The sequence below is a fragment of the Paenibacillus xylanilyticus genome, assembly GCF_013359935.1.
Classification (GTDB): domain Bacteria; phylum Bacillota; class Bacilli; order Paenibacillales; family Paenibacillaceae; genus Paenibacillus; species Paenibacillus xylanilyticus.
This window is the reverse complement of record NZ_JABMCB010000179.1, coordinates 206417-228119: the sequence shown is the minus strand read 5'-3', so window position 1 is coordinate 228119 and position 21703 is coordinate 206417. Positions and strand designations below refer to the sequence as shown.

Here is a 21703-nt window from a genome sequence, read left to right as displayed (position 1 = left end):
ATGCGACCATGGTCTTAATTTCACAGTCGTAAAGTAGAGACTTTTGCACCTCAAATTCTATAGGTGTCTAATTATTAAAACACATCTATACTTAATATGTCGTATGAAATGTTGTCAAATTGAATAGTTTTGTTAAAACTTTTTTAATAATTTACGTATTTGCGGACATGTCACTTGATACATAGGTATTTAGAACTGTTTATTTGGAGGAATTCCCATTTTTTAGTCTCCATCTGTATTCTATAACAGGAACGTACAAAAAAACACCATGGAACCTTAAAAGAGTTGATTGTTTGAATGTAGTGTAATATTTTGGAATTGGCGAAATCCGGGATTTGTCGTTAGATCAAATTTCCTGCTGCATGGCATTCGGCATGGATATACATCGGAAGCGGTTTTATCTATAATAAAGACAGTGTGCATTTTTCAAATCATAAGCAGGCGGGGGTTTATTTTAGATGAATCTGAAAAAAATTGCAGCAGAGCGGGCGGCAGAATACATTAAGGATGGAATGAAGGTTGGACTCGGTACGGGTTCAACGGCATACTTCGCGATTTGCAGATTGGGAGAACGTGTACGTGACGGACTGCAAATCCAGGCGGTGGCTACCTCGGAAGCTTCGGACAAGCTCGCCCGGGAGTGGGGGATTCCGATTATTCCGTTCGACCAGATTGGAAGGCTGGATATTACCATTGATGGTGCAGATGAGGTGGATCCAGATTTTAACCTGATCAAGGGTGGCGGCGGGGCTCTTTTACGTGAGAAAATTGTGGCCGCGAACAGTGATAAACTCATCATTGTTGCAGACGGCAGCAAAGCGGTTCAGCAATTGGGTCAGTTTCCCTTGCCGGTAGAAGTGGTTCCTTTTGCGTCTGAATGGACCTTTCAGGCATTGGAGAACCTGGGCTGCAGACCGAAATGGCGCATGAATGGCGATGAGCGCTATCTTACGGACAACGGAAACCTGATCGCGGATTGCCAAATGGAAGCGATAGAAAACGCGGCTGAACTTAACGTAAAACTAAACATGCTGCCAGGTGTGGTGGATAACGGTTTGTTTGTTGACATGGCGGACACCGTGATTCTGGCCAAGGATGATGGCAGCATTGATGAGCGTCATCGTTCCTAAATTCGTTAGCGGATCGAATACATGTATGCATAGTCGCATTAGTTTCAACCGTAGGATTCATTGAATAGGATATATTCGTAAGTGATGATACAGATGCTTGCCTTAAAAGCACAGTCTGAATTTGCAAACAACTGATGGAGGATAATGGAAATGCCGAACACGGAGGACAATCGGGAACTGTCTTTGCAATTATTCGTGGTTCTCGCCCGAGCTTACAATTCCGTTACATCGAGGTCCAATCGTGACATACAGAGTCACGGACTGAATACGACAGAATTCGGGGTACTGGATTTGTTATATCATAAGGGCCCACAGGCCTTGCAGAAAATTGGAGAGAAAGTTTTAATGTCCAGCGGGAACATCACTTATGTAGTGGACAAGCTGCAAAATAAGGATTTGCTGCTTCGACGTGCATCCAAGGAAGATCGCCGTGTCATTTATGCGGAACTGACGGAGAAGGGGAGAAATTTGTTCACTCAAATATTCCCTGGGCATCACCAGGTTATCATTGATGCGATGGAAGGCCTGGAGCCATCCGAGAAAGCGGATGCCATTCGTTTATTAAAGAAATTGGGGCTGGCTGCGGAAGGAAAGACCGACTTGCGTTCATAACGCAGGCCGGTTTTTTTGTTTGGAAATAGTGGACATGGACATTACTGGCTAGGTGACTTGCAGGATTGCTCATAATATAGGAAAATTGTTGTAATAGGAAGATTCGAATGGGATGGTTCTCTTGGAGTTGATGTATTTTAAAACGTATATCCCGATCATTAGCTGACTGAGATCGAATCGAACCGCAGCGTAGAGATTACATGATGGTTGAGACGAATGCACAGCACAGCAAGAGGAGGGATAACAAAATGACTCATCAGGAAGCTGGGGAACGCTTGCTAAAAGCGGCAGGTGGGCTAGCTGATAAAATAACGGAAAAGCAGTACACGTTACAACCGGATCTGATAGAACGTTTTGGCGAAAATGGGAGAATGCGTACCCAACAGGATTCACATTATAGTTTGAACTATCTGGCAGAGAGCGTGCTCGTGAAGAGCCCTAACCTTTTTACACATTATATATCATGGCTAAAAACACTTTTGGCGGGTTATCACGTATCGGCGGAAGATCTGGCCATCAATCTGCAGCTGATCAAAGAGACGCTCGAAGAAGAGTTGGACGATGCATCCAAAACACTTGTACTTGATTATTTGGAGATGGGGATCTATCAAACCCAGCATCCTGAGACAATTCAGGGCTTCGTCAATGAAACTTTTCCATATGGCAAAGCAGCCAAGTCCTATTTGCAGGCTTTGCTGGACAGCAAACGCCAAGAGGCATTCCATATTATTGAGCGCGAGTTGGAAGGCGGAGCAAGCATTCGGGATATCTATCGTTACATCTTTCAACCTACTCAATATGAAATTGGCCGTTTATGGCAGTTAAGCCAGATTAGCGTCGCACAGGAGCACTTCTGCACGGCTGCCACTCAGGCGATCATATCGCGACTCTATCCTCGTTGGTTGATCCATGAGGCACAGGAGAAAAGGCTGGTGGCAGCATGTGTGGGCAGTGAACAGCACGAGATTGGTTTGCGCATGCTTGCTGATGTGTTCGAGATGGAGGGCTGGGATACGTACTATTTGGGAGCCAATGTTCCGAATAGCAGTCTGCTTGAGGCGATTGAGCGCCATCAGGGAGATGTGATTGCCATTTCAGTGACCATGACCTATCATCTTCATCTTGCCAAAGAACTTATACAAATGATTCGGAATCACCCGGCAACCTCTCATGTGAAAATCATGGTAGGCGGTTATCCATTTAACATTGATCAAGAGTTGTGGAGGACGATTGGGGCAGACGGCTACGCCCCCGGGGCGGATGAAGCTGTTGCCGTTGCAGAAAATCTGCTGGCCCAGCGATCTGCCAACAGCAATGTTGGTATGATCCGCGAATAGAGAGGAATGACGCAATGTCTAATGATAATGGTGAGATCGAAAAGCTGCGCAGAACGATTGAGCAATTATCGGATCAGATCATTCGCAGCAAAGAGCAGGAAGAGCGAATTCTAAATGAATTCTCGGAAATGAATAATGAATTGGTGACACTTCAGCGTCTGCTGGCCAAGAACAACGCTAGTCTGGATGCCGCACGAAAAGAAGCAGTGGCTGCAGGGGAATCGAAGAGCTCCTTTATTGCCGTAATCAGTCATGACTTCCGCACTCCATTGAATGGGATATTGGGCATGGCTGAACTATTGCAGCTATCCTCCTTGTCGGAGGAACAGCAGAATTCGGTTCAAGTGATTCAAGAGGCAGCGAGACTTCTGCTGAAGCTGATTCAGGATCTTCTTGACTTTTCCAAATTGGAAGCAGGCCAGATGCGTCTTGAGATTGGTGAGGTAGAGCTCGAACCTACTTTTAAATATATCGCTCGTTTGCTTGAACCCAAGGTGATCCAAAATGGGAATCAGTTGGCTGTCGACTGTGATTCGCGAATTTCTCCTGTTCTCGAAGGGGACTCTACGCGGATTACTCAGGTTCTGATTAACCTGATCCAAAATGCCAATAAATTCACAAACCATGGTTTGATAAGCATTCGGGTTATCCTCGTTAAGGAAAGCGAGAGCTCACAATTGATCCGATTTGAGGTAGAAGATACGGGAATCGGCATTGCGGAAGAAGATCAAAAAACGCTGTTCCAGCCTTACGTACAGACGAAACAGGGTCGTTCCAAGGAATATGAAGGAACGGGTCTTGGATTGTCGATATGCAAATCGCTGGTTACGTTAATGGGTGGACAAATCGGGGTAATCAGTCGGGAAGGTGAAGGCTCTACGTTCTGGTTCGAACTGCCGCTTGGACGCAAGTCGGAACCGGAAGAAACTGAAGTTTCTCCAGTGGAAAAACCTTCGGATATGATGGACTCTCCCTTTGAAGAACCCTATTCCTGGCCAATCTTATTGGCCGATGATAATGGTATTAATCGTCAGGTCGTGCTAATGCAGCTTAAGAAACTAGGGATAACACAGGTTGATTACGTGTCCAATGGAGAAGAAGCGGTTTCGGCTTTTCTCAGTAAAAAATATGGGATGATTTTGATGGATAATATGATGCCAATTATGGATGGGCTTGAGGCTACACGTAAAATCAGGGCTATGGAACAGGATGAAATGCGTCATGCCATTCCGATTATCGCAATGACAGGCAACGTCATGGATGGAGAGAAGGAAAAATGTCTTGAAGCCGGAATGAATGATTTTATTGGCAAGCCATTTACATTGGAATCGTTGAGAGGTGTAATCCAAAAATGGCAGCATCCTATGGAATCCAGTGAAATACTAAATATGAGCATTGTGAGTGAGATTGCCGAACTGAACAACGATGGTGATCAGACGCTGCTAGAAACGCTGCTCGACATGTATCGTGCCGAAACACCTGGCAAAATTGAGGTTCTGCGGAGGCATGTCGTCTCGGGAGACCATAATGCTGCTGCGGAGTGTGCTCATGATTTGAAATCAGGAAGTCTGAGCCTTGGAATTGAATACTGTTCAACCCTTTTTGCAAGGATTGAACAGTTTGCCAAAACAGGTCAGGTGATGAAGGCTGAGCCATTGCTCGATGCTTTGATGCCAGCATATCAAGAGGCCTGCCAGGCTTTGGAAAAAGTCATCATTTAAAAGGTTTGCTGTCTTAACGAAAGAGGTTAGGGCGGCAAACCTGTTTTTTCGCCTGAACTTTGAATTGCATTAATCTGTGCTGTGTTATGGATAGAGGATCGTGAGAAGGAGAGAGAAACGTATATGTTGCTATACGGAACAGCTGCATTAATTTTGGTCATTCTTGCTTCAACCTGGATTGGAGGACTGTACTTCTTCAAAACGGCGATCAGGCGCGCACCAAAGTCCTTTTTAGTGGATAATCCCAACCTGATGCCAGAACCGGATAATGAATTCATCAGTAGTGCATCGGACCAGGAGTGGTTGGACAAACAGCATTGTGAAACGGTAAGTATCCTATCCCATGATGGATTGAAATTACAGGGGACATGGCTTGCTTCAGCGGATAAATCTCGTCCAACGGTGATTCTCGCGCACGGGTATTCGGGAAAAGGCAGGGAGATGGCTGGTTTTGCAAGGTTCTACGTGGAGAAAAGAGGCTGCAGCGTACTGATGCCTGATGATCGTGCTCATGGTCAAAGTGAAGGTCATGTGATTGGCTTTGGCTGGCTGGATCGGAAGGATTATGTCGATTGGGTCAATTGGGTCATTGATAAGGTGGGGAAACAGACAGACATTGTGCTGCACGGGATCTCCATGGGCGGTGCTACAGTCCTCATGACAGGTGGAGAGCCCCTTCCGGCTCAGGTGAAAGCGATCGTATCGGACTGCGCCTATACTTCAGTGAAGGATGAGCTCACGTTCCAGCTTAAACAATTATACAAACTGCCAGCCTTTCCTTTTATACCTGTGACCAGTCTGATTTCCAGATGGAAGGCGGGTTACTCCTTCAAGGAGGCATCGGCGCTGAAACAGCTCGCCAAGGTTCAGGTGCCGGTCCTTTTTATTCATGGGGAGGCAGATACCTTCGTCCCTACAGAAATGGTTTACAGACTCTATGAAGCCTGTCCCACTGAAAAAGAACTACTGATCATCCCGCGTGCAGGGCACGGCACAGCTTTTCAAGTGGATCGATCCCGATATGTGGAGGTCCTTGAATCCTTCCTAAACAAGGTGCCAATAAAGCAAGCGAATTAAAATTGGTTGTGCTGGTTAGCGAGTACTGTTTTATGTTGCATTCCCTTTAAGGGAATGCATATATTGAAAGCGTTATCTCATTGTAGGGATGCACTCATAACGCATGTACATTCCCGTTTCCTGATTCCGCACACGGATGTTGGGTAGTTAGATGTAGATGCCTATACCAAGGAGGTGCAGCATTTGCCACGTTCACGTAGAGTTTGCTCTTACTGTCAAGAGGAGATGGGTGAAGACGAGTTTAAATGTAAAGCATGCGGCAATCTTGTTGCGATGAAAACAGTCCCTGTTGAGCGTGCGCAGATAGAAGAATATGAAGAGGCGACATTGGATCGCTACTCCATCGGTCTGCTGGTTTTAACAGCCATTATCCTTCCTCCGATAGCGATTGCCATTGGCGGGGTAATGTTGTTTAATGATGCTCCGTACAAAAGGGATACGGGGAAATTACTTATGACAGGTGCCCTGGTAATGCTGGTCATCTTAGTCTTCATATTCATCGCAGGCTCAGGGACACTGTCAATCAGCTTTTAACATTTATGGAGGTGCCATTCATGGGAAATGAACAATTCGAGGCTGCGCGCAAAGCGGAGGCAGGTTACCATTCCAATTTCTATCAGAATAACGAACTATTCGCATCCGGTACATGGATGGCGAGGCCTATGCCGATGGTGATGGAGATGCTCGAACGTTTGCTTGCTCACCAATCGGAACTGCGGGTTCTTGACCTGGGATGCGGGGTGGGGCGGCATACCATTCCGATTGCACAGCGACTGCAGCATACGAACAGTGAGGTCATTGGTGTCGATCTGCTTGATGAAGCGGTAGAAGGACTTCGAAAATATGCGAAAAAGTATCAGGTAGATCATCTGGTAAAGGCAGAAAAAGCGGATGTAGAACATTACGCCATCAAACCGAATACCTATGACTTCATTGCAGCATGTTCCTGCCTGGAACATGTATCGAATGAGAGTGCGTTCCTTGAAGCACTGGATCGTCTTCAGGCCGGGACACGCGCAGGAGGTATTCATTGCATCACGATGAGTACGAGTGTGGAAGAGCAGGAAATCAGCACTGGACGGCGAATCGAGCCTTTAATTGAGCTCAACCTGCCTACAGCGAAAGCCATTAAATTGCTCGAGAAGGCATATGCTGGCTGGAATATACTGCTTCAGGAACATGTAACCCAGACCATCGAGGAGGAAAAGTATGATGAACCGACACAGTTCCGCTGCGAACTGCTTCGTTTTGCCGTACAGAAGCAATAGAATGGTTCTGCCGGGTGTATGAAGTAGTACAGCCCGGCACAGCGTTCCTTTACAGGGCAGGGAGTATACGTGGAAGCAGTTCATTATTGACAGTGGGGGATAAGATGAGTACATATGTAATAGGTATCGATGGTGGGGGAAGCCACACACGGGTGGTTGTAGCTGATGATTGTGGAAAGCTGCTGTCCTATGTGCAAAAGGGAGGTTGTAATCGTTATCACGATTCCCATGCAGAGCAGCATGTGCTCGGAGGCATTGCTGAAGCGCTGGAGCAGGCAGGCATTCGACCAGAACAGGTGGCTGCCATCCAAGCCGGTATGGCGGGTCTCGATCGGGATGAAGAATTCGCATGGGCTAAGGGAGTGCTCGCCAAAACGGGCATCACAGGTAGAAAAAGTGCCGTAAACGACACGTTTATTGCCCATACGGCTGCCTTTAACGGTGAGCCAGGAATAGTGGCGATAGGTGGCACGGGGTCTCTGATCCTTGCCAGGACGGAGCTAGAAGCATGGATCCGAAACGACCAATTGGGACATTATGCTCCGACGGCAGCGCGTTTTTTGTCTTATGATGCCGTGCATTCTGTTCTTGCAGGCCGTTATGTGCAGCAGGATCAACCATTTATCGAACAAATTCTTGCTTATTGGAATGTACATTCCGTACAAGAGTTGACGGCTCTTGGAGCAGCAGGGTTTGCTGAGAATAAGCAGGAAATGAACCGCAAATTCAGCCAAATGGGTCCTTTGGTAACGAAAGCTGCTATCCGGCAAACCCCACTTGCCATGAGAGTATGTGACTCCGCAGCGGACACAGCGGTTGTGGGGATTCTTATGCTGTCTGGCTGTTTTCGATCTGGGCAGATTTCTTACACACTGACTGGAAGCTGTCTAACTTCACCTTATATGGTGGCTGCCGTTCAGAAGAGGCTAGCCAAAAATAATCAAACTACAGGGAGGACGTTTCAATATATCACCAGTGACCTGCCGGCCGTTGGAGGTGCGCTGCTGGATGCTTATCATCTGGCTGGTATACACGTGAAGGAAGGTACTGCTATTCTGCTTCAGGAGCAGTTAAAACGGTATACGACTTGAACTTAGACAGGCTAACGGCTACAATACGATAACGGATCTATATAGGGGGAATAAGAGTGTTGATCAATCTAAAATCACGCATACAGGAGCCGGAAGTGCAGGAACTGCTGTCCTACTCGGTCTTTCCGGACCCGGAGCAAGTGGGTCGTGCGTTACAACAATATGTACAGAAGGACGAGCTTCTGCTGGATGGATACGAAGATGAAGGGCAGTTAATCGGCTTGATTGGATATGAGCAAACGGGAATCAGTGAAATTACCATCCAACATATCGCAGTGCTGCCTGAAAACCGATTCAAGAACTACGGCCGTGGCATGATTGCACAGCTGCTGGAGAAGTATAACCCGGACAGGCTGATCGCAGAGACGGATCAGGAAGCTGTAGAATTTTACCACAATACCGGCTTTGTCGTGTACAGTCTGGGTGAGCTGTATCCGGGTGTGGAGCGATTCCGTTGTGTACTCGAAAAAGACGAGGATGCAATCGAAGAATAGTGGATGAAACAGTTTCTACAGGTGAAGATGAAAGCATATCATTTAACAGGGCGTATGACTTAGCGGCAGCTGAGCCTTACGTCCTGTTTTTTTGTCGTGAAAACATAAAAAAACAGGAATAAAGTATTGCATTGCATTATAGTTTCCATATAGAATAGTTTCATTGGAGAATAGTTCGATAAGTGAACTATATTCGCGGAAAGGAGAATGAACATGAACACGCCAGATGCCAAAAGCTTGGTGAACCGCTATTTGGATGCCTCTTTTCTGGTAACCAAACAGTTTGATACACGGATTCGTGAACGGGTGGGGCAAACCATGACAATGGATCAGTTCTGTGCTCTTCGTTTGATCGAAGAGAAGCCTTCTTGCACACCGTCGGATCTGGCAGAACTTCTCTGTGTCGGCAAAAGCAGCATCACCGCACTGGTCAACAAGCTGGTTGATCGGGATTTGGTCGATCGGGCCGGGGATGAGCGGGACCGCAGAGTGGTTTATCTGACACTTACAGATACGGGGCGCCAGGAATACCGCGAGACTGAGCGGGAAATACAGCAGCTTCTGGAGCCTTACCTGGTCCACTTTAAGCCGGAAGAGGTACAAAATTTTATTGAATCCTTTGAGAAGCTGGCAACCTTGCTAACGAATGAGGGAGGACAGGAGAACGAATGAGAACGATTCTGAAAGCAAGATGGTGGTTGATGGGGCTATGGGTTGTTGCAGCCGCCGTATTAATGTTCACTGCTCCTAATATGAGTGAACTGATTCGGGAAAAGGGGCAGTTTTCGGTCCCGGAAGGGTATTCATCAACCCAGGCAGCGGCCATTCTGGACGAAGCGGCTGCACAGAAAGGCGAACAGCAGGGCAGCCAGCTTGCCCTTGTATTTTACAATGCAGATGGCTTGGGTACAGCAGGCAAACAAGAGGCGGAAAAGGCTGTGAAACAGCTGGAAGCGAAGAAAGAAGAGCTCGGTATTTTATCCATTTTGGAGCCTTTCTCACAACCTGAACTGTCAGAAAAGATGATCTCTGCTGATGGCAAAACGATTCTGACGTCTCTGTCCGTTGACCAAGGGGATCGTACGGTTAAGGAAATGCGTGAAGATCTGAACGAAACACTGGAATCGGTCAATGTGGAACACTACATAACCGGTAAAGGGCTAATTGATGAAGATACGGTAGAGAGCTCCCAAGAGGGACTCAAGAAATCGGAATACATTACGGTTGTCTTTATTTTGCTTATTTTGTTCCTTGTATTCCGTTCGTTTGTAGCACCGTTTGTCCCACTGCTTACCGTGGGCATCAGTTATATTGTATCGCAGCAGATCGTAGCGTTCCTGGTGGACGGGGTGGATTTCCCGATCTCAACCTTTACGCAGATCTTCATGGTGGCAGTCATGTTCGGGATTGGTACCGACTACTGCATTCTGCTCATCAGCCGGTTCAAGGAAGAGCTGGCACATCATGAGACGACCTGGGAAGCAATTATTGCAACTTATCGTACAGCAGGTAAAACGGTATTCTTCTCTGCTCTTGCCGTGCTGGTCGGTTTTATCGCAATCGGTTTTGCCCAGTTTATGCTCTATCGTTCCGCAGTGGCGGTCGCTGTCGGCATAGCTGTAATGATGCTTGCTTTGGTTACGATTGTTCCATTCTTCATGGCGGTGCTGGGCAAAAAGCTGTTCTGGCCTTCCAAAGGTTCACTGGACCATGCGGAGAGCAAGATCTATGGAGCAGCCGGTCGCTTCTCTCTAAAACGTCCATGGGCTGCGCTGCTCATCGTTGCCGCCGTCTGTGTGCCACTGCTGGCCACTTACGATGGCAAACTTTCGTTTAACAGTCTGGATGAGATTGGTGAGAAGTATGACTCGGTAAAAGCGTTCAACATTATCTCCGAAAGTTTTGGTCCGGGTGAATCCCTACCGGGTCAGATCGTGATCCAGAACGATGAACCAATGGACAATGCCAAATATATGGCGGTTGCCGAGAAAATCAGTCGCGAAGTGGAGAAGGTGCCGGGAATCTCCGGGGTACGCAGCATGACAAGACCGACGGGTGACGAGATCAAGGATTTCGAAGTGACTCAGCAAGTGGGGACATTGTCGGATGGACTCGGTGAAGGCAAGACGGGTCTGGATAAAATCCGTGATGGGCTGAGTGAGGCAAGCAATCAATTAAGCAAAAACGAACCCCAGATCAAAGAAGCAGCAAGTGGTGCAGGAGAACTGAGCAAAGGCACGTCCCAGCTGCAATCGGGAATTAGCCAGTTGTCCGAAGGCCTTCAGCAGATTGAGAAAGGAATTCGTGATGGCTCGTCAGGAGCTGGTGATCTGAAAGCTGGTCTTCAGCAGGCGAGAACAAGTGCGGACCAACTTGCACAGGCCAATAATCAGCTGCTTGAAGCATATCGTCAGGCTGGAGCAGGTGTAGCTGCACTGGGCGAGGGAGCCGGAGAACTGCAGCAGCAGCTCACAGGTGTCTCCATGGCACTGACCAGTCTGAATGAATCGTTTGCTGCTCTCGAAGAACGGTACCCCGAACTGCAGCAAGATGCGGATTATCAGCGGGTTAAAGGTACACTTGGTGAAACGGGAACAGGCACAGCCCAATTGGCTCAAGCACTGGATCAGATTGTAAGCAAGCTGGGTGAAGCTGCTGCTGGAATCAATCAGGCGAATGAAGGGTATGCTTCAGCTGCATCTGGACAAAAGGCTCTCGCAGAGGGACTGGGTCAGATTGTGACGGGAATAGGCCAGCTCGAAACAGGGCTCAAGCAGGCAGCTGACGGTCAAGGTAAAGTGATCAGCGAGATTCCTTCTATCCAGAATGGTCTGGATCAGCTTCAGGGCGGTCAGGAGAAGATTAGTCAAGGCTTCTCGGATCTAAGTGGTCAACTGACACAATTAACCGATGGTCTGAATCAAAGTGTGGATGGGATCGAGCAGGTATCAGGGGGTCTCGATTCAGCACAAGACTATTTGACACAGCTGCAAAATTCACCGGACTCCGACCTGGCAGGCTGGTATGTACCTGAAGAAGCACTGAGCAACAAAGACTTCGCACAGGTATTTGACACATATCTGTCTCAAGATCGGAAGACGATGACGGTAGATGTTATTTTTGCCGAGAATCCATATGGTATTGAAGCCATTGATCGTGTGCCGGATATTGAAGCAGCCGTTCACCGTGCCGTACAGGGAAGTGCCTTGGAAAAAGCGGATATTGCCGTTGGCGGTGTAACAAGTACGTTCGCAGACTTGCAGGAGATCTCCAACAACGACTATACGCGCACGGTAATGCTCATGCTTGCAGGTACATTTATCATCCTTGTCCTGTTGTTGAGATCAGTGATCATGCCGCTGTATCTGATCGTTTCCCTGTTACTCGCGTATTTCACGTCCATGGCGTTGACAGAAGCCATCTTCGTCAATATCCTTGGATTTGCGGGCATCAGCTGGGTTACGCCGTTCTTCGGATTCGTGATGCTGATCGCACTAGGTGTGGATTACAGTATCTTCCTGATGGATCGGTTCAATGAAAACAAAGGTATGAGAGTTCAGGATGCGATGCTGTACGCGATGAAGAACATGGGTACGGTCATTCTGTCGGCAGCTGTTATTCTCAGCGGAACATTTGCTGCCATGTATCCATCCGGCGTTCTCTCAATGATGCAGATTGCTACAGTTGTTCTTAGTGGTTTGGTCCTGTATTCGCTGTTGTTCCTGCCGTTCTTCGTGCCTGTTATGGTGAAGATGTTCGGCCGTGCCAACTGGTGGCCTTTCCCCAACAAGGAACAGAATGAGTCAACGGATTCAGATCGTACCATTAGCATGTAATTGAAAGATGTAGAGGGCCTCTGTGGAATTTTATAATACCGCAGGGGTTCTTTTCTTTTCATTTTGAGCTATACACGGATAGCAGAAAAATAAAGGTTTACGCCTACGGACATCATCCCGCGCCTTGTATCCGGTTCTCTCATATAGATATAGCAGTCATTCATAAGTTAGCAGAGAGGGGCGACGGTGATGGTATATCGATATACGGCCATTGGGGACTCGTTGACGGTAGGTACAGGCGCACTGCTGGGCACCGGGTTTGTTCCTTTGTACCGTAGAATGGCAGAAACGAATGTTCGTACATTTGTTTCGATGGATAATATGGGGGTCAACGGACTAACCTCAGGTGAATTGTTGCAAATGGTATCTTCTCATGCAAGAGTACGGCAATCCCTGCGAGAAGCCGATATCATCACGATGTCCATTGGCGGAAATGATCTGATTCGGACTTTCAAAGCGAGTGGCGGCATTCCAAGCGCCAGTAAAATGACACAGGTACTGGGAGACACCCGCAGTAATGTGTCCCAGATCATGAGGCACATCCGGCAGCTAAAAGGAAATAGTGTATACATGGTCCGATCCATCGGATTGTACAACCCGTATCCCCAGGCGGCTGAGGCAGCCTATTGGGTTAGGCAGTATAATTCATTTCTAAATGGTGCAGGTTCGGGGAACTATGCCTGTGCTCAGGTATATGACCGGTTTGAGGGTCATGAACGGGAACTGTTATTCTGGGATCGTGTTCACCCCAATGCCAGAGGATATCGTGTCATTGCGGATCAACTAAACCGTACGGGGTACAAACCTTTTGTTTGAAGAAATCTCAATAGGATATCAAGTCAATGGGATAGCTGATCCAGACTGGACCAGAGATCGGCCTTCCGTTAAGATGAGAGGAATGAGATGTTTTCCTGATCGACCCATATAGATACTGCAAATGAAGGAGCTATAATCGGTGCACAACATTCATTTACGTCCTCAAGAGGATGCGGAACGACAGCTGATACAGGAAGTGATATCCCTATGTTCACCTCAGTCACGCTGGGAAGCAGAACGAGGATACGGCGGCATGAACAACACGACGTACCTGCTTAAACTGGATGGCGAGAGATACGTGCTCAGACTGTATGAGACACATACGGATACCGTGAAAATTGCTTTTGAACATCACGTGTTGTCCGCATTGAATCAATCGGAATTCGAGCTTCAGGTGCCATCTCCTGTCCAGGTGAACAAGGGTGAGGGACCCACGTTTCTTTCCGTCAATGATCCCCATAATGGACATTACAAAATTGTATCGATGTTCACGTATTGCAGGGGCAAGAATCCGGTCTGGAATACGCCGGATCAGCTCATTGAATTAGGTAAGGCAGCGGGGCTGCTGTCCTCGGCTTTGGCTAAACTGGAAGTATCTCTTGAACCGGTATACCCGCCTTATTATCAGATTCAACAGGCGTACCCGCTCTGTCCACCAGACAAATTGATACAGTTGTGTCTGTCACCACCTGATGAGTTGAAGGAATGCGCTGAAGAAATGCAGGAACTGCTGCCGGTGCTTCCAGCTCTGTTCGAGGCACTAAATGGCATGGATGATCTGCCGCATCAACTGGTTCACGGGGATGTGAATGCATCAAACGTATTGTCGGATGACCATGGCCGCATCTGTGCTATTCTGGATTTCGAGTTTGCCACATGGGATTTGCGGGTGATGGAGCTTGCTGTCCCCATGTCGGACCTGCTGACGATGGACAAGAGTGATGAATGGATGTGGCAGGCACTGGAGGGACTGATTCGCGGATTTCAGAAACAGGTGAGACTGGAGACGGAGGAACTGCGGGCCATCCCGCAGCTTATTCTGCTGCGCAGTCTTGATGTGGTCATGCATTTTATTAGCCGAATGTTCGAAGGTACGGATGAACCGGAAGTTGCAGTGAACCAGATCATTAAACTTAGAGAACGGATTGAATGGATGAATAGCAATGAGGAACGGTTACGACAATTGTTATGGGTTTAAGCGTGTTTCTGAGCTTATCATTGGATTGCAAAAGAACGCTGATTTCTGTTTTGGACAGAAACCAGCGTTCTTTTGCGTTTGGGAACATACCCGATCGGAAAACAGATCTTGCAGCGTGCGCTTTACAATCCGCGTTTGCGGAACCAACTGCGGACTGCCCAGCGGCGTTCCTGGCGTTTTTTGTATTTTGGCAGAGAACGATAGACGTTCAGGGATTGCTCATAGGCATGCTTGGCGTCAGCAGTGCGTTCAAGCGAACGGTAGACTGAGCCCAGCAAATAGTAAGCCTCACTCGATGAAGAGTGGATGTCCTGGAATTGTTGGACGTAGAACAATGCTTTGTCCCGATGTGTTTCCTTAAAGGCATTGGCTAGCGTTAAATAGGGCTGACCATACTTTACCCTTGGATTAATATCCAGAGCCTGAAGGATATGACGCTCGCCATCTTCGGTTTTACCGAGGTGCAGTTCTGTCGTCCCGAGTGCCTCCCAGTATTCAGCAGATTGCTCATACGGGCGTTCCAGCTCCAGCAGCAATTCATAGGCTTCCTTATAACGTTTGCGTTCAATCAGAAGTCTGGCCAGATCAAGTTTGGAAGAAACCTCATTGGGACTCAGCGCAATCTGCTGGCGCAGCCTTGAGATCGTGCGCATGCGCTTGAGCGGCTTCATGAAACTGGGGAATACTCCGACATAGCGGCGATCCAGGAAATACAAAATAATGAGGAAAATCAGGACAGCTACGAACGGATTGCCAACAATCCGCCATAACAGGCCAAATATCAAAAATTTAATCAGCACGACAAGATTCAACTCCGTTTATGATGTAATCGCGTTACGAACGCTTAAAATATACTTGGATTGGTCCAGTGGATTCACACCTCTGCGTTTGCGCGTTGGATTCGCGTCTGGAGGACAATCCTGATATCCGGCAAAAGAGGTAACAAGTACACCGCGTCCGCCCGTTTCCGAGCGGAGTTTTACCGGATAATCCATGGAGGTGGCTAGCGGAAGCTGCCCTTCCACGATGCATCTTCCTCCGCCAATGACAGGCGCTTCGAACGTTGCCCGCATATGTACGAGATCACTGAGCGCCTTGCCGCCGTATTCTTCCGGTACTGTCAGCCGGAACTGCAGCAGCGGTTCCAACAGTTTGGTACCGATACGAGCCAGGCCGTCCATGATTCCCATGGGTGTGGCAACGACAAAGTCCAGTGGATGCGTATGCCAGACATGATGCTCTCCTTCAATGAGCGTTACCCGCAGGTCGGTTACTTCCCAGCCGTACATGCCCTGTGAGAGTGCTTCTGGGACCCGGCGCTGGACTTCGTTTTGATATCGAAGCAGCAGCTGGTCTGTTCGAACTGTAGATTCGTAGACCAGACCGCTGCCCCGAGGCAAAGGTTCCATTTTAAATCTAAGAATGGCCCAGCAAGGCTTAGGCATGGTGTAGGCGATGAACCCTTCACCTGGAGCGCTCAGTGTTTCTTTGTAGATTACGGAAGGGGGGTCAAAAACCACATCTAGTCCAAACCGGCTCATTAACAGGCTGGACAGAATTTCAAGCTGAATGGTTCCCATAACTTTGAGATGCAATTCCCGGTCTTCAGGCAGCCATTGCAGATCAAGCAAAGGATCCTCATCCGTCAATTCCTGTAATGCAGCGACGAGGTCGGGATAACGTGCCGGATCCTGGCCATGAACTTGTACGGTCAGCAAAGGTACAGCCATTTGCGGCATGGGGGGGACTGCATCCGGGCTCCCGATAATGTCTCCAACATGCGTTTCGCTCAGGCCGTAAAGGGCTGCAATCTGACCGCTGTGTACTGAACCGGTATCCATCCATTTGCGCCCATCCATCTGGCGGATTTGCGTCACTTTTTCCTCCAGTCCTCTGGTGGTGTTGTAGATCGTGTCCCGGTTGTGAATGCTGCCTCCATACATGCGTACATAAGCTGTACGACCCATTGTTTTATTCCGCTCAATTTTGAACACAACCCCGGATACTGCGAGATCCTCTATCTGAGCAGGAGGCGGGAGAAAGCGGATGACGGTATCAAGAAGTTCCGATACCCCGATCCCTTTTCCCGAAGCCCCAAAACAAACCGGGAATATTTCGCCCTGATGCACCAGTTTACGGAATGCCAAATCGATCTGCTCTGGTGGAAGGTGTGCTTCATTAATATAGGCTTCCATAATGTCTTCATCCAGTTCTGCAATGATTTCAACGAGCCCGGGGAGCGTTTGCTGATCCACAAGGGAGTTTTCATGCCATAAGGAACGAACGCCAATAAACAAGTCTTCCTCCATCAAGCAGGATTGTACTGCACATGCAGAGGGGGAAAATGTGGAGCGAATCTGTTCCATAATTGCTGCTGCAGAAGCACCGATGCGATCCATTTTATTGATATAGATGATGGTGGGAATACGAAGGGAGCGCAGGGCATGCCAGATAGTCTCGCTCTGGGACTGAATGCCTTCCACGGCTGATAAAATCAGAATGGCACCATCCATCACGCGCAGCGAACGCTCCACTTCAGAGCTGAAATCGATATGTCCCGGGGTATCGACCAGGTCAATTACGGTATTTTTCCAAGTTAGTGAGGTCATGGCAGCCTGCACCGATATTCCCCGTTCTTTCTCAATATCCAGAGAATCCGTGGCTGCGGTGCCATCATCTACCCGGCCGGGACTGCGTACTATGCCGCCATGAAATAACATATGTTCTGTTGTGGTTGTTTTGCCTGCATCTACGTGAGCGAAGATACCGATATTTCGGCGATTGAATTCGTTTTGCATGGGATGTAAAGCTCCTCTGAACGAAGAAACGTATCGTTTCTGACATTGTTATTCCGTACTATCATACCACACGACTGTATGGAAGAATATGTTACACTTTGACTCATTAAGCATTCATTGTTCTGCGGTATGCCGCGGGCGTGGTGCCAGTGATCTTTTTGAATTGCCGATAAAAATGGGGCAGACTCTCGAAGCCGCAGGCATCAGCTACCGAAGCCATCGTGTCATCGTTCCGAAGCAGATGTTCCTTCGCCATGATCACCCGGCGGGCAAGGGCGTAATCGGTTAGTGTCATGCCTGTATATTTTTTGAACGCCCGACTGAAATGAGCAGGAGATACCGCTGCCTGCACAGCGAGTTCGGACAAGGAAAGGCCGCCGCGCAGTTTGTCGTCGATATTGGACAAAATGGCTGACAGCCAGCCCGGTCCAGAAGAAGAGTGCGCTGAGCTGGCAGGGTCAGCATCCTCCAGACGCTCGAGAAATATAAGCAGCAGCTGTAGGTGAAGTAGGACAGCATGGGCGCTTAACGGGTTCCCCAACTCCAATTCGGCATGGATCTCGTCGATGAACGTCCGCACCTTGGCTTGTTCATCCACTGCCAGCTGCCTTTTGTATACTCTGCGTCTGCGGCAGCGTTCGAACAGGGACAGCAGGAAGGAAGCACTTCCTCCCGCTGCGGATGCCAGCAGACCGGGACTGAAAAACAGGGCCGAGGAGGTGACTGGATTAACCTCATCTGGTAAAGCCCGGTGTACCGTGCTGCCCGGAATAATGAACAGGTCCCCAGCCTGCATATCTTCAAGGCCAGTATCTATAAAAATGGTCCCTTGACCGCGATATACGTATATGATTTCATGCCAATCATGCAGATGGTCCGGCAGCTCGTTCTGAGGAGCTTTCGTGTCTGCATACACCAGTCGAAAAGGAATGCCTGATTCCGCCTGAATGGTTGTGCGAACGGGTGAGTGTACCATGGTGGCCCCTTTCTAAACATATTCAATGCAAGGGAGACCTTACTTGGTCATGAAAGAGTATATTTAACGCAATATAAGCAATTTAATTTCCTTTTATTGATGATACAATGAATTTAAAGCGTTTTCAATTGAGGGAAATGGCAGCTTAGAATATGCACTCGGATGTTGACAAATAAACAATGAGGTGAGTGTTCATGTCGGCGAGCACCAAACGACCAAGACTGAAGCTGAATCTGTTGGGAAGTGACGGACAGCGCAAGTGCAAGGAAATTATTGAACGTCCCGTGAAGGTACTGCAGATTGGTGAAGGCAATTTTTTGCGGGGTTTTGTGGACTGGATGCTCCATGAGAGCGCCAGACAAGGTAAATTTCACGGCAGCGTGGTGGTTACTCAGCCTCGTCCAGGCGGTAAGGCGAAGCTGGAGCAGATCAAGGATCAGGATGGGCTGTATACAATGATTACCAGAGGACTCTCTCAAGGAAAAGTTGTGGAACGTACGGAAATGATTTCGATTTTTTCCCGCTGCATGAATCCCTATGAAGAATGGCAGGCGTTTCTGGAGCTGGCCGAGCTGCCTTCGCTGGAGTTTGTCATCTCCAATACGACGGAGTCGGGATTAAAATATATTCAATCGGATGTTGTGGAGGGAGAACCTGTTGCTTCTTTTCCGGGCAAGCTGACCGTGTTTCTTCATCAACGTTATCTCCGGTTTGAAGGCGATCCATCCAGAGGATTGATTCATTTGCCATGTGAACTGCTCGAAGGAAATGGCGATGTACTGCGCAGCTGCATATTGCGTCACAGTGAGGATTTTGGCTATTCCGAAGCATTTCGCACATGGATTACCGACCATAATCTGTTCCTGAACAATCTGGTGGACCGGATCGTTACGGGTGCGCCAACCAAGGAAGAAGCAGACGCGCTATCGAAACGCTGGGGTTATGAGGATCAACTGATTAATACAGCAGAGCCTTATCATTTTTGGGCCATTCAGGGTGATGAGGGGTTGGACAAAAAACTGCCTCTGAAACAGGCCGGACTTAACGTTCATTGGGTCAAAGATTTGAAGCCCTACCAGGTGCGCAAGGTTCGCATTTTGAATGGTGCGCATACCCTGATGTCCTCTCTTGGCATTCTCCACGGCAAGCAGCATGTGCGAGAAACGATGGAAGATTCGCAATTCGGACCGTGGATCAGAGAAGCGGTGCACGAGGAGATTGTGCCTGCACTTGATATGCCGGACCATAATCTGGACCAGTACGCTGAAGAGGTGTTCGAACGGTTCCTCAATCCGTATATTGATCACAAGCTGCAGGACATCGCGTTAAATACGATTGGCAAATTCAAGGTGCGTGTCCTGCCTACATTACTGTCCTATGATCAAAGCGAGGGGAATTGGCCAACACGCCTGGTGCGCGGATTTTCCGGGCTGTTGTGGTTGTACCGTCCGGTGAACACATCGGAGGGGTACAAAGGGCAGCGCTTGGACGGCGAAGCTGTTTTGCTCAGGGATGATCCGGATGTGCTTGCTGCATTAACTGCGCATTGGGACCATTATGATTCGATTAATAGAGATCGAGAACAGTTAAACGACAGGCTGACTGCCGTATTATCGGATTCAACCCTATGGGGAGAGAATCTGGACGAGCGAAAAGGTCTGCGTGAAGCGCTTCTTAACGAAATGGTTTTACTGGAAGGTGAGATGGAATGAATACAACAAGTGCAGCTCATGGCTGGATTGCCATTCAACCGCAGGATGACGTGATCATAGCCCTTCGTGATTATACCAAGGGGGAGACCATCACACTGCCTGACGGGGCTTCCTTTGCACTGCTTGATGATGTGCCCAAAGGGCATAAGATCGCTGTGCATGGGATCGAACCAGGCCATGACGTCTTGAAATATGGCTTCTCGATTGGCATTGCCAAAGAACGGATTGAGCGGGGGAACTGGATTCATAGCCATAACCTGAAGACAGGGCTGCATGGCTTGCTGGAATACGAATATAAGCCTGGTGCGTCGGTTCAGACAGATATGCCTCCGGAACACTTACGGACTTTTGAAGGCTATATGCGCCCTAATGGGGAAGCAGGTATACGCAATGAAATCTGGATTATCAATACCGTTGGCTGCATCAACAAGGTATGTGAAGCACTGGCTCGTATGGGGCAGTCCCAGTTCGGCAGCAGAGTGGATGGCGTGTACCATTTTCCGCACCCTTTTGGCTGCTCGCAGCTTGGCGATGATCTGAAATATACCCAGCAATTGCTGGCTTCCCTCGTCGAACATCCGAACGCAGGCGGTGTACTGGTCATTGGTCTGGGCTGTGAAAATAATCAGGTCGACCAGTTCCGCGAATGCATTGCACCTGAATATCAGGGAAAAGTTCGGTTTCTCAAGGCTCAGGAAGCAGACGATGAGCTTGAAGAGGGACTGCGCCTTATGGAGGAACTGGTGGAAATCGCCGAGCTGGAACAGCGTCAGCCGCTTCCGCTCAGCAAGCTCAAAATTGGCCTGAAGTGTGGTGGTTCAGACGGTTTATCCGGCATCACAGCCAACCCGTTAGTGGGTTCAGTGGCAGACATGCTGGTGGCCGCAGGAGGGACCGCCATTCTGACCGAAGTGCCGGAAATGTTCGGAGCGGAAACCATTCTGATGAATCGTGCTGTGAATGAACAGGTGTTTGACGATCTGGTGGACTTGGTTAACGGTTTCAAGCAGTATTTCGTAAACCATGGCCAAAATATTTATGAGAACCCCTCTCCCGGCAATAAAGCCGGTGGAATCACTACATTGGAGGAGAAATCGCTGGGTTGTACCCAAAAAGGCGGTCGTTCTTCCGTCGTCGATGTGCTTCGTTATGGTAAACGTGTAACAAGAACGGGATTGAATATTGTTGAAGCCCCCGGTAATGATCTGGTGTCCGTCACGGCATTGTCAGCTGCAGGTGCCCATATTGTTCTGTTTACCACAGGAAGGGGGACACCGTTTGGAGGTCCTGTCCCTACCGTCAAGATTGCAACACAATCGGATCTGGCGAATCGAAAAAAGCACTGGATTGACTTCAATGCAGGTCAACTGCTTGAAGGCCGGACGATGGATGACGTAAAAGTTCAGCTGTTCAGCCAGTTGATCGACATTGCTTCAGGACGTGCACAGACACTCAGTGAGCAGCATGGATTTAGGGAAATCGCCATATTCAAGGATGGTGTCATTCTATAATTGATATACCTTCAAATTTTTATCATGTTTATATAAACCCGTTACTAAAAATCCCGGTTGCCAATCGTGCGGTGGCTTCCGGGACTTTTTGTTGTGACCAGATGTAAACAAAGATAATCCATTGAC

The 21703-nt window shown here is 48.4% G+C and carries 18 protein-coding genes; 15 read left to right on the top strand and 3 right to left on the bottom strand.

The window, feature by feature from the left end; genetic code table 11:
- Nucleotides 1–458: 458 nt before the first annotated feature.
- The 13 genes from rpiA (at nt 459) to HP552_RS14405 (ending at nt 14580) form a co-directional block, all read left to right on the top strand.
- The gene (gene rpiA / locus HP552_RS14465) at nt 459–1130 is read left to right on the top strand and encodes a ribose-5-phosphate isomerase RpiA (RefSeq protein ID WP_175396136.1); all 672 of its coding nucleotides are present in this window, start codon (nt 459–461) and stop codon (nt 1128–1130) included.
- Between the two features lie 150 nt (nt 1131–1280).
- Nucleotides 1281–1742, top strand: coding sequence for a MarR family winged helix-turn-helix transcriptional regulator (locus HP552_RS14460; protein WP_175396135.1), 462 nt, complete (start codon nt 1281–1283; stop codon nt 1740–1742).
- A gap of 248 nt (nt 1743–1990) precedes the next feature.
- On the top strand, nt 1991–3079 hold the full coding sequence (locus HP552_RS14455) for a cobalamin B12-binding domain-containing protein (RefSeq protein WP_175396134.1): 1089 nt from the start codon (nt 1991–1993) through the stop codon (nt 3077–3079).
- A gap of 14 nt (nt 3080–3093) precedes the next feature.
- On the top strand, nt 3094–4800 hold the full coding sequence (locus HP552_RS14450; RefSeq protein ID WP_175396133.1) for a hybrid sensor histidine kinase/response regulator: 1707 nt from the start codon (nt 3094–3096) through the stop codon (nt 4798–4800).
- Between the two features lie 123 nt (nt 4801–4923).
- Nucleotides 4924–5877: an alpha/beta hydrolase gene (locus HP552_RS14445; protein WP_175396132.1), complete on the top strand. Its 954-nt coding sequence runs from the start codon at nt 4924–4926 to the stop codon at nt 5875–5877.
- Nucleotides 5878–6060: 183 nt separating this feature from the next.
- Nucleotides 6061–6411 (top strand): hypothetical protein, encoded by a 351-nt coding sequence (locus HP552_RS14440; protein WP_175396131.1) that lies wholly within the window; start codon nt 6061–6063, stop codon nt 6409–6411.
- Between the two features lie 20 nt (nt 6412–6431).
- Complete coding sequence (locus HP552_RS14435; protein ID WP_175396130.1) at nt 6432–7145, top strand: class I SAM-dependent methyltransferase; 714 nt, start codon at nt 6432–6434, stop codon at nt 7143–7145.
- Between the two features lie 104 nt (nt 7146–7249).
- Entirely contained in the window at nt 7250–8236 is a 987-nt protein-coding gene (locus tag HP552_RS14430; protein WP_175396129.1) for an N-acetylglucosamine kinase, read from the top strand.
- A 56-nt stretch (nt 8237–8292) separates the two neighbouring features.
- Nucleotides 8293–8730 carry a GNAT family N-acetyltransferase gene (locus HP552_RS14425; RefSeq protein ID WP_175396128.1) on the top strand — a complete coding sequence of 146 codons (438 nt, stop codon included), beginning with the start codon at nt 8293–8295 and terminating at the stop codon, nt 8728–8730.
- Between the two features lie 213 nt (nt 8731–8943).
- Nucleotides 8944–9402, top strand: a complete 459-nt coding sequence (locus HP552_RS14420) for a MarR family winged helix-turn-helix transcriptional regulator (protein ID WP_175396127.1) — start codon at nt 8944–8946, stop codon at nt 9400–9402.
- Nucleotides 9399–12566 carry an MMPL family transporter gene (locus HP552_RS14415; RefSeq protein WP_175396126.1) on the top strand — a complete coding sequence of 1056 codons (3168 nt, stop codon included), beginning with the start codon at nt 9399–9401 and terminating at the stop codon, nt 12564–12566. The genes HP552_RS14420 and HP552_RS14415 overlap by 4 nt, the downstream gene beginning before the upstream one ends.
- 189 nt (nt 12567–12755) lie before the next feature.
- Nucleotides 12756–13382, top strand: coding sequence for a GDSL-type esterase/lipase family protein (locus tag HP552_RS14410; RefSeq protein WP_175396160.1), 627 nt, complete (start codon nt 12756–12758; stop codon nt 13380–13382).
- Nucleotides 13383–13521: 139 nt separating this feature from the next.
- Nucleotides 13522–14580: a phosphotransferase gene (locus HP552_RS14405; RefSeq protein WP_175396125.1), complete on the top strand. Its 1059-nt coding sequence runs from the start codon at nt 13522–13524 to the stop codon at nt 14578–14580.
- A 122-nt stretch (nt 14581–14702) separates the two neighbouring features.
- On the opposite strand, the gene HP552_RS14400 is transcribed toward HP552_RS14405, so the two are convergent.
- The 3 genes from HP552_RS14400 to HP552_RS14390 form a co-directional block, all read right to left on the bottom strand.
- Complete coding sequence (locus HP552_RS14400; protein WP_175396124.1) at nt 14703–15380, bottom strand: tetratricopeptide repeat protein; 678 nt, start codon at nt 15378–15380, stop codon at nt 14703–14705.
- Nucleotides 15381–15398: 18 nt separating this feature from the next.
- Nucleotides 15399–17378 carry an elongation factor G gene (locus tag HP552_RS14395; RefSeq protein WP_175396123.1) on the bottom strand — a complete coding sequence of 660 codons (1980 nt, stop codon included), beginning with the start codon at nt 17376–17378 and terminating at the stop codon, nt 15399–15401.
- A 106-nt stretch (nt 17379–17484) separates the two neighbouring features.
- The gene (locus tag HP552_RS14390; RefSeq protein ID WP_175396122.1) at nt 17485–18354 is read right to left on the bottom strand and encodes an AraC family transcriptional regulator; all 870 of its coding nucleotides are present in this window, start codon (nt 18352–18354) and stop codon (nt 17485–17487) included.
- Between the two features lie 194 nt (nt 18355–18548).
- Between HP552_RS14390 and HP552_RS14385 the strand changes: the two genes are divergently transcribed.
- Together HP552_RS14385 and HP552_RS14380 are read left to right on the top strand one after the other, a co-directional pair.
- Complete coding sequence (locus HP552_RS14385; protein WP_175396121.1) at nt 18549–20066, top strand: tagaturonate reductase; 1518 nt, start codon at nt 18549–18551, stop codon at nt 20064–20066.
- Nucleotides 20063–21577 (top strand): UxaA family hydrolase, encoded by a 1515-nt coding sequence (locus tag HP552_RS14380; RefSeq protein ID WP_175396120.1) that lies wholly within the window; start codon nt 20063–20065, stop codon nt 21575–21577. The genes HP552_RS14385 and HP552_RS14380 overlap by 4 nt, the downstream gene beginning before the upstream one ends.
- Nucleotides 21578–21703 lie beyond the last annotated feature (126 nt).

Excerpts from the sequence above, each read along its gene's own strand:
- HP552_RS14460 (WP_175396135.1), top strand. The coding sequence starts at position 1,281 with ATGCCGAACACGGAGGACAATCGGGAACTGTCTTTGCAATTATTCGTG.
- HP552_RS14430 (WP_175396129.1), top strand. The coding sequence starts at position 7,250 with ATGAGTACATATGTAATAGGTATCGATGGTGGGGGAAGCCACACACGG.
- HP552_RS14395 (WP_175396123.1), bottom strand. The coding sequence starts at position 17,378 with ATGCAAAACGAATTCAATCGCCGAAATATCGGTATCTTCGCTCACGTA.
- HP552_RS14435 (WP_175396130.1), top strand. The coding sequence starts at position 6,432 with ATGGGAAATGAACAATTCGAGGCTGCGCGCAAAGCGGAGGCAGGTTAC.
- HP552_RS14415 (WP_175396126.1), top strand. The coding sequence starts at position 9,399 with ATGAGAACGATTCTGAAAGCAAGATGGTGGTTGATGGGGCTATGGGTT.
- HP552_RS14455 (WP_175396134.1), top strand. The coding sequence starts at position 1,991 with ATGACTCATCAGGAAGCTGGGGAACGCTTGCTAAAAGCGGCAGGTGGG.
- HP552_RS14450 (WP_175396133.1), top strand. The coding sequence starts at position 3,094 with ATGTCTAATGATAATGGTGAGATCGAAAAGCTGCGCAGAACGATTGAG.
- HP552_RS14410 (WP_175396160.1), top strand. The coding sequence starts at position 12,756 with ATGGTATATCGATATACGGCCATTGGGGACTCGTTGACGGTAGGTACA.
- HP552_RS14385 (WP_175396121.1), top strand. The coding sequence starts at position 18,549 with ATGTCGGCGAGCACCAAACGACCAAGACTGAAGCTGAATCTGTTGGGA.
- HP552_RS14420 (WP_175396127.1), top strand. The coding sequence starts at position 8,944 with ATGAACACGCCAGATGCCAAAAGCTTGGTGAACCGCTATTTGGATGCC.
- HP552_RS14390 (WP_175396122.1), bottom strand. The coding sequence starts at position 18,354 with ATGGTACACTCACCCGTTCGCACAACCATTCAGGCGGAATCAGGCATT.
- HP552_RS14380 (WP_175396120.1), top strand. The coding sequence starts at position 20,063 with ATGAATACAACAAGTGCAGCTCATGGCTGGATTGCCATTCAACCGCAG.
- HP552_RS14445 (WP_175396132.1), top strand. The coding sequence starts at position 4,924 with ATGTTGCTATACGGAACAGCTGCATTAATTTTGGTCATTCTTGCTTCA.
- rpiA (WP_175396136.1), top strand. The coding sequence starts at position 459 with ATGAATCTGAAAAAAATTGCAGCAGAGCGGGCGGCAGAATACATTAAG.